This window comes from Nocardioides sp. (genome assembly GCF_024509035.1).
In the GTDB taxonomy this organism is placed as follows: domain Bacteria; phylum Actinomycetota; class Actinomycetes; order Propionibacteriales; family Nocardioidaceae; genus Nocardioides.
This window is the reverse complement of the sequence record NZ_JANINT010000120.1, coordinates 1-13158: the sequence shown is the minus strand read 5'-3', so window position 1 is coordinate 13158 and position 13158 is coordinate 1. Positions and strand designations below refer to the sequence as shown.

Annotated in this window: 13 protein-coding genes; 5 read left to right on the top strand and 8 right to left on the bottom strand. The window is 73.9% G+C overall.

The genetic code is table 11. The features are described 5' to 3' along the window. The 4 genes from Q0L15_RS10040 to Q0L15_RS10025 form a co-directional block, all read right to left on the bottom strand. A partial coding sequence (locus Q0L15_RS10040) for a hypothetical protein (RefSeq protein ID WP_296604055.1) occupies positions 1–1214 on the bottom strand: 1214 nt, incomplete at its 3' end. 76 nt (positions 1215–1290) lie between these two features. Further along, complete coding sequence (locus Q0L15_RS10035; RefSeq protein WP_296604054.1) at positions 1291–2817, bottom strand: M1 family metallopeptidase; 1527 nt, start codon at positions 2815–2817, stop codon at positions 1291–1293. Positions 2818–2901: 84 nt separating this feature from the next. Further along, complete coding sequence (locus Q0L15_RS10030; RefSeq protein ID WP_296604053.1) at positions 2902–4266, bottom strand: MFS transporter; 1365 nt, start codon at positions 4264–4266, stop codon at positions 2902–2904. A gap of 57 nt (positions 4267–4323) precedes the next feature. Beyond that, positions 4324–5520 (bottom strand): hypothetical protein, encoded by a 1197-nt coding sequence (locus Q0L15_RS10025; RefSeq protein ID WP_296604051.1) that lies wholly within the window; start codon positions 5518–5520, stop codon positions 4324–4326. Between the two features lie 159 nt (positions 5521–5679). On the opposite strand from Q0L15_RS10025, the gene Q0L15_RS10020 reads away from it, so the two are divergent. Further along, entirely contained in the window at positions 5680–6192 is a 513-nt protein-coding gene (locus Q0L15_RS10020) for a hypothetical protein (protein WP_296604048.1), read from the top strand. Here the strand turns inward: Q0L15_RS10020 and Q0L15_RS10015 are convergent. The 4 genes from Q0L15_RS10015 to Q0L15_RS10000 are packed head-to-tail and all read right to left on the bottom strand — an operon-like array spanning position 6158 to position 9787. Beyond that, positions 6158–6859: a SprT-like domain-containing protein gene (locus Q0L15_RS10015; RefSeq protein ID WP_296604047.1), complete on the bottom strand. Its 702-nt coding sequence runs from the start codon at positions 6857–6859 to the stop codon at positions 6158–6160. The genes Q0L15_RS10020 and Q0L15_RS10015 overlap by 35 nt on opposite strands. Positions 6860–6909: 50 nt before the next feature. Then, positions 6910–7887, bottom strand: a complete 978-nt coding sequence (locus Q0L15_RS10010) for an MsnO8 family LLM class oxidoreductase (RefSeq protein WP_296604045.1) — start codon at positions 7885–7887, stop codon at positions 6910–6912. 59 nt (positions 7888–7946) lie between these two features. Then, the gene (locus Q0L15_RS10005) at positions 7947–8399 is read right to left on the bottom strand and encodes a VOC family protein (RefSeq protein WP_296604044.1); all 453 of its coding nucleotides are present in this window, start codon (positions 8397–8399) and stop codon (positions 7947–7949) included. Continuing rightward, positions 8396–9787: an MFS transporter gene (locus tag Q0L15_RS10000; protein WP_296604042.1), complete on the bottom strand. Its 1392-nt coding sequence runs from the start codon at positions 9785–9787 to the stop codon at positions 8396–8398. The genes Q0L15_RS10005 and Q0L15_RS10000 overlap by 4 nt, the downstream gene beginning before the upstream one ends. 308 nt (positions 9788–10095) lie before the next feature. Between Q0L15_RS10000 and Q0L15_RS09995 the strand changes: the two genes are divergently transcribed. From Q0L15_RS09995 to Q0L15_RS09980, 4 genes are all read left to right on the top strand, one after another. Further along, on the top strand, positions 10096–11607 hold the full coding sequence (locus Q0L15_RS09995) for an MFS transporter (protein WP_296604041.1): 1512 nt from the start codon (positions 10096–10098) through the stop codon (positions 11605–11607). 77 nt (positions 11608–11684) lie between these two features. Then, positions 11685–12185 (top strand): GNAT family N-acetyltransferase, encoded by a 501-nt coding sequence (locus Q0L15_RS09990; protein WP_296604039.1) that lies wholly within the window; start codon positions 11685–11687, stop codon positions 12183–12185. A gap of 16 nt (positions 12186–12201) precedes the next feature. Next, positions 12202–12432, top strand: a complete 231-nt coding sequence (locus tag Q0L15_RS09985) for a hypothetical protein (RefSeq protein ID WP_296604038.1) — start codon at positions 12202–12204, stop codon at positions 12430–12432. A gap of 54 nt (positions 12433–12486) precedes the next feature. Beyond that, a partial coding sequence (locus tag Q0L15_RS09980) for an ATP-binding protein (RefSeq protein ID WP_296604036.1) occupies positions 12487–13158 on the top strand: 672 nt, incomplete at its 3' end.

Sequence of the window (13158 nt, the reverse complement as noted above, 5' to 3'; positions counted from 1 at the left end):
AGCAGCGGCAGGTGTGGAGCCGCTGCGGCCAGCCGGGCGCGGAGCTGCTCGCGCAGCACCGCGAGCCGGTGGGCGCGTCGACCGGTGTGCATCTTGACCAACCACTCGGCGTACGCCGCGTCGGCGGCGGCGCGCAGGCACAGCACCATCTCGGCGACCTCGGGGGCGGGCTGGTCGAGGTCGTCGGTGGCCGCGACGCGCGCGGCGGTTTCCTCGAGCGCGCGGGCGGCGGTGTCGAGTTCGTGGCGGGCCTGGGCGCCCTCGCGCACGGCGGACAGGGCGTCGCCGGCCCAGCCGGCGCGTTCGGCCTCCTCGAAGGACCCGACCGGCAACACGTTCGCCGGTCCGGGCCCGAGCAGGTCGCCCAGCCGCTGGGAGGCCTCGACGAGGCGGCCGATCGCGCGCAGGGCGTCGCGCACGGTCATCAGGCCCTCGACCAGCGCGTCGCGCGGCGAGCTCTCCAGCGCCGGCACTCCCCACGGGGACAGCTCCTGCGCGAGCGCCTCGGTGCGGAGGTCGAGGTCGAGCGAGCGGCGTACGGCGCCGGCCTGGGTGGGCCGGGTGACCGGCTCGCCGTCGACGCGGGCACCCTCCAGCAGGCGGGCCGTCGCGCGCTGGGACCGGCCGCGGAACCACCGCCGCGAGGACTGGCCCGAGCCGAGCTCGGCCTCCAGCGCGGCGAACGCCGCGACGGCCTCCTCGGACGGGTCCACGCCCTCGACGACGACGTCGCCGAGCCCGAGGGCCGCGTCGATCAACCGGTCGATGCCGTCCACCTGCTCCGAGACCCGGCGCCAGCTCGACCCGTGGGGCTCACCCAGCGCGAGGTCGACGACCTTGGCCACCCAGACCCGGCGGTGCCGGAGCACCTCGCCGAGGCGGACCTTCACCTCGCGGATCGCGTCGAGGATCTGCCCCGCGTCGGGCCGGTCGAGCACGTCGCGCAGGCTCGGGTCGAGCTGCCGCGCCGCGAGGTCGGCGCGCGTCACCCGGTCGGCGAGCTCGCGCACCCGCTCCGAGCTCGGCACGACCTCCTCGGGCGGGAAGGCCTGGCGTCGGCGGCGCTCGTGCTCGGGGGTCTGCCGAGCGTGCAGGCGCACGAGCCGCTGCAGCTCCTCGGCGGTGATCGGGACGTCTCCGGACACCGGCAGCGGTAGCCACTGCAACGCCGGGTCGCGGAGCTCCGTCGCCTCGCGGCCACCGCCGTCAGCCACGCCTCACTCCGTTCACCGAGATCCGGACGCGTCCCGTGCGGAACCCGTCGGGACCGATGCTAGAGAAGGAGCGGCATCAGCGCGCCTCGAGCCGCGCGAGCAGTGCCCGGGTGTGACGAATCTGCGACCAGGAGTCCGGGCGCGTGACCCGGGCCGAGCGCGCACCGAAGTCGGCCGGGAACCCGTTGGCCTCGGTGGCCGCCGGCCGGTGGGCGGTGTAGAGCCACGCGTCGAAGAACGAGGTGAGGTCCTGACCCGAGATCTCCTCCGCGAGCGCGATGAACTCCGGGACGGAGGCGTTGGCGTAGCGGTGCTGCGCCGCCCAGTCCTTCAGCAGCGTCGAGAACGCCGGGTTGCCGATGCGGGTGCGCAGCGCCTGCAGCGTCATCGCCCCACGGTCGTAGACCGCGCCGTTGAACTCGTTGTGGGCTCCCGGGTCGCCGATGGTGACCTTCCAGAAGTCGCTGCGCCGGGGATAGCTCTGCCAGGTCATGTCGAAGTGATCGGCGGCCGAGCCGTCCCTGTGCTTCTCCGACCACAGCCACTCGGCGAAGGTCGCGAAGCCCTCGTTGAGCCAGATGTCGCGCCAGTTGTCGACCGAGACCGAGTCGCCGTACCACTGGTGGGCCAGTTCGTGGACGATCACGTAGATGTTCGGCCCGAACCGCCAGAACCCGCGGGTGTAGACCGGACGGGTCTGGTTCTCCAGGGCGAAGCCGAAGTCGGCCGCCGGCGCGACGCCGCCCATGGCGTCGAAGGGGTAGTCGCCGAAGTGGCGGGACTCGAACCGGATGACCTTCGGCGTCTTCTTCAGGTCGGCCGCCGCGAAGCGCCCCTCCTTGCCGCCGTCGGAGGCGACCGCGGTGATCACCGGCAGGCCGTCGGCGCGGGATCGGGTGATGTCGAACTGGCCGACGACGAAGAAGGCGAGGTAGGAGGCCATCGGCGTAGCCTCGCGCCAGTGCCAGGTGCGGGTGCGGCCGTGGGCGGCCTTCGAGACGAGGACGCCGTTGCCCAGCGCCTCGAGGCTGCGGGCGACCTCGACCCGCACGTCGTACGTCGCCTTGTCGCGCGGGTGGTCGTTGCCGGGGAACCACCAGGCGGCGATCTCGGGCTCACCGACCGCGGCGACGCCGTCGTCGGTGCGGATCCAGGGCTTGATGCCGTCGGAGCGGATCGTCGAGGGGACGCCGCGGTAGGTCACCTCGACCTTCATCGCGTCGCCGTCCCTCAACGCCCGGCGCGGCGTGACGACGAGCTCGTGCCGGCCCTGGGTGTAGGTCGCGCGCTGGCCGTTGACGCGCACGCTCGAGACCGGCAGCACGAAGTCGAGGTTGAACCGGGTGAGGTCCTGGATCGCGTGGGCGCGGATGCGGGTGGTGCCGGCGAGCCGGTCGGTGCGCGGCACGTAGGACACCCGGATGTCGTAGTGGTCGACGTCGTAGCCGCCGTTGCCGTAGTCGGCGTAGTAGGGGTCGCCGATCCCCCGCGTCCCCGTGGTGTCGACCTGCTCGCTCGTCGCGGCCTGAGCTGCGCCGAGCGGCAGCAGCAGCGCCGCCACCCCCATGAGCGCCGTACGCCGGACGCGGGCTCGTGAACCCATCACCTGTGCTCCTCCCGAGAGACCGGCCACTCCTTCCCTGCAGGTGCAGCGTGACGTGTCTGCTGTGGCCGGGAGATCACACAATCACGAGGGACCGACAGCGTCCAGCGGTCCCGGCGCCGGGGCCTCGGCGTCGATCAACGAGGGCGGTCCGGTGACGACGGCGTCCTCGGGGTCGGGGGCACCGGCCCGGGCCTCGGCGAGGACGTCGGCCGGCACGTGCTGCTCCAGGAAGCGCCGCGCCAGGCGCGTCGACGGGTGGACGCCGATCGTCGCGACCACGATGATGCCGGCGATCACCAGCCAGCCGGCAGCACCCCAGTGCATCGCGAGGAACGTGTAGACGGCCGGCGCCCAGACCTTGCCGAGCGTGCCGCTGAGCTCGGCGGCGCCCTGGTAGGCGCCCCGCTGGCGCGGGTCCATCAGCTCGGCCTCGAAGGACCAGCTCGCCGCCGAGAGGTAGAGCTCGGCGCCGGTCACGGTCACGTGACCGAGCCAGACCAGGAGGATCGTCGTCCACCCGACGGTGTCGTGGGTCGCGAGCGTGATCAGGCAGGAGATCACGAAGAACGTCGAGGAGATCCGCACCGCGCGCAGCGCGGTCGGCACGTCGTGGACACCGCGAGCGGCCGCCATCGGCAAGAAGATGCACATCACCGTGTTGGTGCCGAACAGGAACGCCAGCAGCACACGAGGCGCATCGGTCTCGACGACCAGCCACAGCGGGATCACGATGTTGAGCAGCACCTGGTTGGTCCAGAACACACCGGTGAAGAACGTCGTGAGCAGCCAGCCGAGGTTGCGCATCGGGCCGGGCCCCGGGACCTTCACCTTGCGTTCCTCGATGCTGAGGTCGTCGTGGGGCGCCCGCGGCAGCCGGGTGATCGCGGTGGCGTTGACCAGGAAGACGGCCGCGGTGAACCACGGAAGCGCGTGCAGCAGGTCGTTGGAGTCGAACGCCAGCGCGACTCCGCCGAGCGCGGCGCCGAGGGTGAACCCGACGTTGAGCGCGGAGTACATGTAGGCCCGCGACTGCACCCGCTCGGCAGGCGGCAGCACATCGATCGTGTAGGCGCCGTGCGCGGCGCCGCCGAGCGACCCGATGACCTCCATGACGACGGCCATCGCGAGGTAGCCCTGGAAGTTCTCGATGAACGGCCAGACGGCGAACATCGACGCCTGACCGACGGCGCTGACCGCCCACATCCGCTTGGGTCCGTAGCGGTCGACGAGCTTGCCCATCGGGAAGGCGGCGAGGAACGCCGCGATCCCGGCACAGGTCAGGCCGAGGCCGACCTGGGCCGCGGAGAGCCCGACGATCTGGGTGAAGAACACGGCCGATCCGGCCATGAACGTGCCTTCGCCGAGCGCGAAGAGCAGTGACTGGACCGAGAGCCGGCCCGCCAGGGGCGAGGGTGGGCGCGCGTGGCGCAACAGGGCGGCGAACATCGCCGCCGATTCTCCGCCTCGAGGGCGGTGATGTCCTGCCGTTTTCGCCGACCGCGGTCAGGCTGCCGCGGTGCCGCTCAGCTCGGCGAGGCGGCGCAGCCGCCCGCGGGCCGGATCGGGCACCAGACCGGCCCAGTGCTCCCAGGCCGGCCGGTGCTCGGGGCGCCGCAGCTGGCGGCGCGCCTCGGCGTACCCGCGGGGGTGGACCACGGCGGCCGCGACGTACGCCGCGTCGTCGTCGCCGAAGGTCCCCTCGACGGCCCCGCGCAGGATCCGGTAGGCCGCGCGTCCGATCTCGTCGCGGCCGTCGGCGAGCGCCGCGTGGGCGCTCGCGAGCGCAGCGGGGGGAGTGCCGCGCTCGAGCAGCCGCAGCCCGGCGACGTCGGTGACGAGCTCGCGGTCCTCGCTGCACAGCACGGCCGGGTCGACGCGGCCGTCGCGCAGGGCGTCGTGCAGCGCGACCACCCACTGTCCTCGCCTCTGGCCACGAGCTGCCGCGCTGGCGGTCCTCCTGTCGACCGCGAGCGGCCGGGTGTCGAACATCAGACCCGGGGTCGTGCCGCTCGGCACCAGGCGACCGATCAGCCACCCGCCTTCGTCCGCGTGCACCGCGGCGCCGAGGTCGAGCAGCTCCACCGCCTCCTTCGTGGCGAGGTCACGCACGACGAGGGTGCCCGGGGGCGAGGACTCGACGCGGTAGCCGCCGACCTGCGCGCCGACCCATTCGCGGGCCAGGCCACACTCCTCCGCCAGCCGCGCGGTCGGCATCTCCTCGAGGAAGGACTCGAGGCCGCCGAGCTCGAAGGTGCAGATCTGGTGGAAGACCCAGCTCTGCCCGGAGACGCGCGCGATCACCCGCATCGGGTCGCCCCCGCTCTCGTAGGCCCGCGCCATGTCGTCGCCGTGGAACATCGCCACCGTGTGCCTGAGCGACACCCGGCCCGCGGCGGCGCTCGCGGTGCCGGTGTCCTCGACGCGGGTGCACTGGTAGGCGGCCCACCGGGCCCATATCCAGGGCGCCATCTCGTCCGCGAGATCGGCGAGCTGCTCGAGCACGACGCCGTGGCCGCTGCGGCGGAACATCGGGACGCCCCGGTGGTAGTCCAGGGCCGAGGCAGCGTCGCCGGCACGCTCGGCGGCGAGCGAGCTCTCGACGAAGGCGTGGTGGTCGGGGGTCATCAGGTCGCTGACCCGCCGGCCGCGGCGGAAGCCGGGTGTGCGGGCCGAGGAGGGAGTGGGGGCCGAGAACGTCATGCCCTCCAGGCAACGCCTCGATCCGGCGACCGGCAACCACGCGGCGCGACGCCTGTGGACAACCACCGCCGCGCACGCAGCCGCGGGACCAATTCCTCTGCCCGGCGGCCCGCCATCCGACCACGCTGACCAGCAGGGAGGACACCGAGGAGGGACGTCATGGACGTCGGGTGGGTGCTGCCGGTCTGCTGGTTGAGCCTGGGAGTGATCGTCGTCGGCTGCTCGGTGGGAGCCGGCCGGAGCCGACGCGCGGCCGGCCTGGGCATCGCGGCGGTGGCCGCGCTGTGGGTGCTGGCGGGCGCGGGCGCCAACCTGCTCTTCCTGGTCCGGGGTGAGGACTTCTCCGGCTTCGCCGACCAGGCGTCGACGTCGTTCGTGCGGGACACCTGGGAGTCGCTGGTCGTCCCCCACCACGCGGTGTTCATCGGGCTGCTGGTCGCCTTCGAGGCCGCTGCGGGCGCGGCGGTGCTGGTGGCGGGACGGGTCCGCCAGATCGCGCTGGTGCTGCTGATGGCCTTCAACGTCGCCCTGCTGTCCTTCGGCTGGGGCTACCTGATGTGGTCGGTGCCGCTGGTCGCGGCCCTGGAGTCGCTGCGCCGTGCCGACCGCCGGCACTCGGTCAGCGTCGTCGACGCGCTCAGGCCGGTCGCGCCAGCGCGAACGGCACGGTGAGGACCGCTCCGCCGACCCGCAGGTGGTAGCGGGTGCGACCGCGCTTGACGAGCGTGCCCGTCTCGCCGTCGTACTTGCTGCCGGGCGCGACGACCTGCAGCCGGTCGCCCGGCCGCACGCCCGCGACCTGCTGCACCAGGTCGGCGACCGGCTCGGGCTCGCGGGCGCGTGTCAGGGCGCGGGCCAGCTCGGCGCGGTACTGGGCGGTCATGACCGCGGGCTCGCCGCGGTAGGTCCAGGTGAGCAGGGTGTCGACGGAGAACCGCGGCGAGCACTCCGCGCACGACCCGGGCCGGACCGGGCGGCGGTGCCGGGTGATCCGGTGACCCGCCGCGCAGGTGCCGACCCAGTCGCCCTCGACCGACGGAAGCGCGGGGTCGGTGCAGCGCTGGCCGCTGCAGCCGATGCGTACGGCGGTGCGCCGCCACACCGCGTCGTGCCCGTGGCGCGGACCGACCAGCGCGTGAGCGATCTCGTGGAGGATCGTGTCGCGCACGTCGGCCTCGGCGTGCAGCGACGTCAGCGGCGCGCTCAGTCCGATCTGACGGGTGGCGTAGCGGCAGATCCCCGCGCGTCGCTTGGCCCGGTCGAAGATCAGCGTCCAGTCGCCGAGCCCGTGCTCGTCGAGCAGCTCGCGCCCGAGCCGACGCGCCGCCTCCAGCTCCACACGGGCCTCCTCACCCTCGCTGACGTCTCACCGACCTGCCGACGCAGACTCTAGGAGGCCCCACCGACGATCTCCCGCACGGCGGCGTCGGAGGCGAACAGCGCGTCCCGGTCGTACGTCGAGGTGCTGATCATCAGCTCGTCGGCGGCGGTCCGCTCGGCGAGCTGCTCCAGGGCTCGCCGGACTGTGGCCGGGCTGCCCAGGACAGCACGGTCGAGCGACGACTCGACGCGGCCGCGCAGCTGAGAGCTCCAGGGCTGCGCCCGGATCGCGTCCACCGTCTCGAGCGGCGCGAACTCACCCGTCTGCCGCGACCGGGCCATCGCCCAGGCCTCGGGGAGCGCGAGGGCGCGCGCCTCCGCATCGGTCTCGGCGACGGTCACGTCGAGCGACACGGTGACCGACGGCGTACTCCCCTCGTGCGGCCGGAAGTCCCGACGGTACGCCGCCAGCCGCTCGCCGATCTCGGCGCTGTCGAGGACGGGACCGCCCACGACCACGGGCAGCCCCAGCCGGGCCGCCACCTCGAGCCCGCGGCCGGTCGCCAGGAGGTGCACCGGGACGCGGCGTCCGGTGGCCGGGCGGGCGGTGACGTCGGCTGTGTCGGCGAGGTAGGCGCGCAGCTCGGCCAGGTCCGACTCGAACGTGTCCAGCGCCTCGGCACCGTGGCGCAGGGCTCGGCGCACCGGCGGGGTGAAGCCCAGCGACCGCCCGATGCCCAGGTCGACGCGACCGGGGTGGAGGGCGTCGAGCATCCGGAACTGCTCGGCGACGACCAGGGGCTGGTGGTGCGGCAGCATCACGCCGCCGGAGCCGATGCGGATCGTGCCGGTGCGGGCGCCGATCGCCGCCAGCAGCACCGGCGGTGACCCGGAGGCGATGCCGGGCACGGCATGGTGCTCGGCGACCCAGATGCGGTCGTACCCCAGCGCCTCGGTGTGCACGGCGCGCTCGATCGTCCCGGTCAGGGCCTCGCCCTCGGGCCGGCCGGCCCGGGTGCGCGAACGGTCGAGCAGCGAGAGCCTCACACGGTGACAACCCCACGCGGCCGCCCCGCGTTCCCCGAGGTGGCGGTGGGCGCGCCTCGTCAGTCGTGATCGGGCCGATGCTCTGCGACGCAGAACAGGTTGCCCTCGGGATCGGCCAGGGTGGTCCAGCGAACGCCGGGGTGCTCGAAGAGCACGTCCCACCGGTGCGTCGCGCCGAGACCGACCAGCCGCTCCACCAGCGCGGCACGGTCCTCCCAGGCGACGGTCAGGTCGACGTGCGTGAGGTTCCGCGACGGCCGCGGGCCGGCGAGCGGCTGGATGAACATGCCGACCCCGCCCGGCTGCGCCGGTCGCACGTAGAGCTGCTCCCCCGCGGAGATCACGGTCCCGCCCAGGGCCGCGGACCAGAACGCCGCGAGCGACCGCGGGTCGTCGGCCTCGAGGTTGACCGCGGTGATGGCGGCCGGGATGGCAGCGGGGATGGCAGCGGGGGCCTCCTGCGCCCTGGGGTCCCGATCGCGGTCTCGCGGACCATCCGCCTGGTGGGTCACCGCCGCACGATCGCACACCCGAGCAGGGCGGTGGCCAGCGCCACGCCTGCCGCCGCCGTGAACGCCTCGGCGAACCCGCCACCGGCGAGCGCGACGGCGGTGAACGCCGCCGTGCCGATGGCGGCGCCCACCTGGGTCGCGGAGCTCGCGAGGCCCGACGCCAGGCCCGTGTGGCTCTCGGGCGCTGCCGAGGCGATGACCATGGTGGTCGGCGTGAAGCTCAGGGCGACTCCGATGGCGACCAGCAGGAGTCCCGGCAGGACGGCGACCAGGTAGCGATCGCCGGTCGGCGCTGCGGCCAGCCACACGTGACCCGCAGCCAGGACGACGAGTCCGACGACCAGGCTCCGCCGCGGTCCGATGGCGCGCAGCACCCTGGGCAACAGCGCCAGGTTGGCGACGAACCCGGTGACCGACGTCGGCACCATCGCCAGCCCGGCGTGCTCGGGCGACATGGCGAGCGACTGCTGCAGGTACAGCGCGACCAGGACGAACGTGGAGGCCCGCGCGGCCCCTCCGAGCACGGCGAGACCGACCCCGCTCGAGAGGACCCGGGACGCGAACAGCTCGAGCGGGACCAGGGGGTCCTCGGTGTGCCGCTCGATGGCGACGAACATGCCCAGGAACACAGCGGTCGCCCCCAGGGCGAGGACCACGTCAGGAGAGGTCGGACCGTGGTCCGCCGCTCCGAGCGCTCCCTCGACGAGTGCGAGGACGGCGGCGGTGATGGTGACCGCACCGGGAGCGTCGAACCGGCGCCGGACACCTCGGGGCGTGTCGTCGAGCACGCGTCGCGCGAGGACGAGGCCGGCGAGCGTGGCGGGCACGGTCACGAGGAACACCGAGGACCAACCGAAGGTGCCGGCGAGGAGGCCACCGGCCAGGACACCGGTGGCGCCACCGACCGCCGAGGCCGCTCCCCACAGGCTCATCGCGCGGGCCCGCCGCTCGCCGGTGTGGCCGAGCAGGAGCAACGACATCGCCGCCGGACTGAGCGCCGCCGCGCCGGCGCCCTGGACGACCCGGCCGGTCACCAGCATCCACGCGGTGCCGGCGCCGGCTGCCAGGAGCGTGCCGACGGTGAACAGGGCGGAGCCGGCGACGAACATGCGACGCCGACCGACGAGGTCGGCCACCCGTCCGAACAAAAGCAGGAGCCCACCGAAGGTGAGCACGTAGGCGTTGACGACCCAGCTGAGGCTGGTGGCCCCGAGGCCCAGGTCGGCCCGGATGGAGGGCAGCGCGACGTTGACGATCGACGTGTCGAGCATGACGACGAACTGCGCGGAGACCAGCAGGCCGAGCCCGACGGCTCGTCGGCGGCGCTCGCGGTGATCGCGGTGATCGCGGGTCTCGGGGTACGGGCGGGAGCGGGTGGCGACGGTCATGGTCCTCACCTGGGTCGTCGGCTGATCGGGCCCGGCCACCGTCTCGCCGCGGGCCACCGGGTCGCACCGGCGAGATCGCCAGGTTGGGGCCGGACATCGCCGCGTCGTCCGGCGAGGCCCGGCGCGGCCCGGCGCGGGCCACACCGCGGATCGCGCGGGCGCGACGACCTCGCGCAGGAGGGCGGCGGGTGCGCGGACGGCGCGAACCCGGCGGTTCTCCCGGCGCGACGCCGGAGTCCCGGCAACGAGGCTCGTGGTCATCACCGGCAGCTCCCGTGCCGGCCCCGACCACTCGAGGAGAGAAGACGATGACCACCGATCTGCACCAGCCCCCGGACCACCACCCCGACGCGCACACCCGCAGCCACGTCCACGCGACCGCGGGGCACACCGAGGAGCACGGCGCGCCCCGACGACCCTGGACGGTGCTCGCGCTGATGCTCGCCGCGCAGGTCATGGTCGTCCTCGACGTCAGCGTCGTGAACGTCGCCCTGCCCAGCATCGCCGCCGACCTGCACCTGTCCTCGGGCGACTACCAGTGGACGGTCAGCGCCTACGTCCTGCTCAGCGGCGGGTTCCTCCTGCTCGGCGGGCGGCTGGCCGACCTGTTCGACCGGCGGCGCATGTTCCTGACGGGTCTGGCGGTCTTCACGCTGGGCTCCCTGGTGTCGGGGTTCGCGGGCTCGGCGCTCACGCTGATCCTCGCCCGCGGAGCGCAGGGCGCGGGTGCCGCGATGCTCACGCCGGCCGCGATGTCGATCGTCATGACGACGTACGCCGGCCGCCAGCGCGCGACCGCCCTCGGCCTGTGGGGAACCGTCGCCAGCATGGGCATCGCCGCCGGCGTGCTGTTCGGCGGCGTCCTCACCACCGTCCTCGACTGGCGCGCCGTGTTCTTCATCAACGTGCCCGTCGGCGCCGTCGTGCTCGCCGGCGTCCTGCGCAAGGTCCCTGCCCTGCCCAGCAACCGTCCCGGCACCCGAGGGCGGCTCGACGTCTCCGGCGCCCTGATGCTCGTCACCGGGCTCCTCGCCCTGGTGTACGCCGTGGAGTCGACGACCAGCCACGGCTGGACCGCCCCGCAGACCGTGGTCGCCGCCGTCGCCGCCATGGTGCTGCTGGCCGCGTTCGCGCTCAACGAGCGCAGGGTCGCCGCGCCGATCGTGCCCCCGGCGACCTGGCGGGTCCGGTCGCTGGTCTCCGCCTCGGTCGTGATGGCCGGCGTGACCGGCGCCGTGGTGGGCGCGATCTTCCTCAGCTCCCTGTACCTCCAGCAGGTCCTCGGTGCGTCCGCCCTGGTCGCCGGCCTGGAGTTCCTCCCGCTGGCCGCGTTCATCACCGCCAGCGCCGCGCTCGCCTCCCACGCGCTGCCGCGCCTCGGCGCCAAGCGGCTCATCGGCGGTGGCCTGATCGTCGCCGCGGCCGGCGCCCTGGTGCTCGCCTCGGTCGACGCGGACCCCAGCTACCTCACCGACGTCCTGCCGGGCTTCGCGCTCCTGGGCCTCGGCGTCGGGCCGATGTTCGTCGCGATCTCGGTCGCTGCGATGAGCGAGGTCCGGCAGGACCACGCGGGCATGGCCTCGGGTCTGCTGATGACCGGGCACGAGATCGGCGCCGCGCTCGGCGTCGCCTCCCTCACCGCCATCGCCGGCGACCTCACCACCCGGACCGGCATCGTCAGCGGCTCCCAGGACGCGTTCATCGCCATCGCGGTCGGGCTCCTCGCCCTCATGGTCCCGACGCTCCTGCTGCCCGCCCACGACCCCGACGCGGTGCCCACCGGCCACGGCCACGGCCACGGTCATGGCCACGGTCACTGACCCCGGACCACGAACCCGGCCACCCCAGCAGCGCAGCGGCCCCCACCACACCTGACCGACGTCGAAGGAGCACCTCCATGACCGCCCAGCCCATGACCACGACCGCGCAGATCCGCCGCGCGGGCATCCAGGACTCAGCAACCGTCCGGGAGCTCCTCCTCGAGCTCGCCGAGCACGAGCACACCGCGCACGCCGTCCACGCCTCGGTCGACGACTGGGCCCGGATGCTGGCGGACCCGGCCGTGGTGGTCCTGGTCGCCCACATCGACGGTCGGCCGGTCGGGTACGTCAGCGGCGTACGACAGCTCAACCTCTGGATGGGCCACGACATCCTCGCCATGGACGACCTGTACGTGCGGGCCGAGGCCCGCGACCGCGGCATCGGCGGCGAGCTCATGGCTGCGCTCGCCGAGCACGCCGGCCGCGACCAGCTGCTGGTCACCTGGGGCGTGCGCGAGGACAACGAGGCGGGTCACCGGTTCTACCGACGGCTCGGCGCCACGCTGCGGACCAAGGTGGTCGCCGCCTGGCAGCCCGCCGCCTACGCCGGCTACGTGAGGGACCGCGGTCGAGAATGACCCGGCCGACCCGATGATGAGGAACACTCCCCGGACCTTCGTCGGGACCGTGGTGCTCGTGCTCGAGAGCCCGATCGGCGCGGAGGCGGTCCCCTTCATCCGGGCCGAGGTCGAGCGGGTGGACGGCGTCAGCCGCTGCAACGTCGACGCGAGCGCGGGAACGATCGTGATCACCGCGCAGCGACCGGTGGATCGCACCGACCTCGTGGCCCTGCTCCACCGCCTCAGATGCCGAGTGCGGCCCTGACCCGCGGATCGGCGATCCGGCCCCCGACGCCGGCGTGATCACTAGGCTGCCCGCGTGCTGAGAGGCAGGGAGCGGGAGCAGGAGGCACTCCTGCAGCTGGTGGCCCGGGCGCGGGCCGGGGACGGCTCCTCGCTGCTGCTGCGGGGGCAGCCGGGCGTCGGCAAGTCGGCCCTGCTGGAGCTGGTGGTGCCCGACGACGACCTCAGGGTGCTGCGCACCCGCGGCGTCGAGTCCGAGGCCCCGCTGCCGTTCGCCGCGCTCCACCGGCTCCTGCGCCCGCTCCTCGGGCACGTCGAGGAGATCCCGGCACCGCAGGCGGGTGCCCTCCGCGCGGCGTTCGGGGAGACCACGGAAACCGTCGCCGACCGGCACCTGGTGTTCCTCGCCACCTTGAACCTGCTGTCCCAAGTCGCGAGCGACAGCGCGGTGGTCGCCGTGGTCGACGACGCCCACTGGCTCGACGACGCATCGGCCGCCGCCTTGCTGTTCACCGCCCGGCGACTCGAGGGCGAGGCGATCGCGCTGCTGTTCGCCGTCCGCGACGACGAGACCGGGAGCTTCGGCGTCTCGGACCTGCCGGTGCTGGACGTCAGCGGTGTCGACGCCGCGGCGGCCGGCGAGCTCGTCGCCGACCACGTCCATCGCGAGGTCGCGCCCGCGGTGCTGGCCGAGCTCCGCGACGTCACCGGCGGCAATCCGCTCGGCCTGCTCGAGCTCAGCCGGGCC

Bases quoted from the DNA above. Each gene is read 5' to 3' on its own strand.
- Q0L15_RS10035 (WP_296604054.1), bottom strand. From the start codon at position 2,817: ATGGGTTCACGAGCCCGCGTCCGGCGTACGGCGCTCATGGGGGTGGCG.
- Q0L15_RS10030 (WP_296604053.1), bottom strand. From the start codon at position 4,266: ATGTTCGCCGCCCTGTTGCGCCACGCGCGCCCACCCTCGCCCCTGGCG.
- Q0L15_RS10025 (WP_296604051.1), bottom strand. From the start codon at position 5,520: ATGACGTTCTCGGCCCCCACTCCCTCCTCGGCCCGCACACCCGGCTTC.
- Q0L15_RS10020 (WP_296604048.1), top strand. From the start codon at position 5,680: ATGGACGTCGGGTGGGTGCTGCCGGTCTGCTGGTTGAGCCTGGGAGTG.
- Q0L15_RS10000 (WP_296604042.1), bottom strand. From the start codon at position 9,787: ATGACCGTCGCCACCCGCTCCCGCCCGTACCCCGAGACCCGCGATCAC.
- Q0L15_RS09995 (WP_296604041.1), top strand. From the start codon at position 10,096: ATGACCACCGATCTGCACCAGCCCCCGGACCACCACCCCGACGCGCAC.
- Q0L15_RS09990 (WP_296604039.1), top strand. From the start codon at position 11,685: ATGACCGCCCAGCCCATGACCACGACCGCGCAGATCCGCCGCGCGGGC.
- Q0L15_RS09985 (WP_296604038.1), top strand. From the start codon at position 12,202: ATGAGGAACACTCCCCGGACCTTCGTCGGGACCGTGGTGCTCGTGCTC.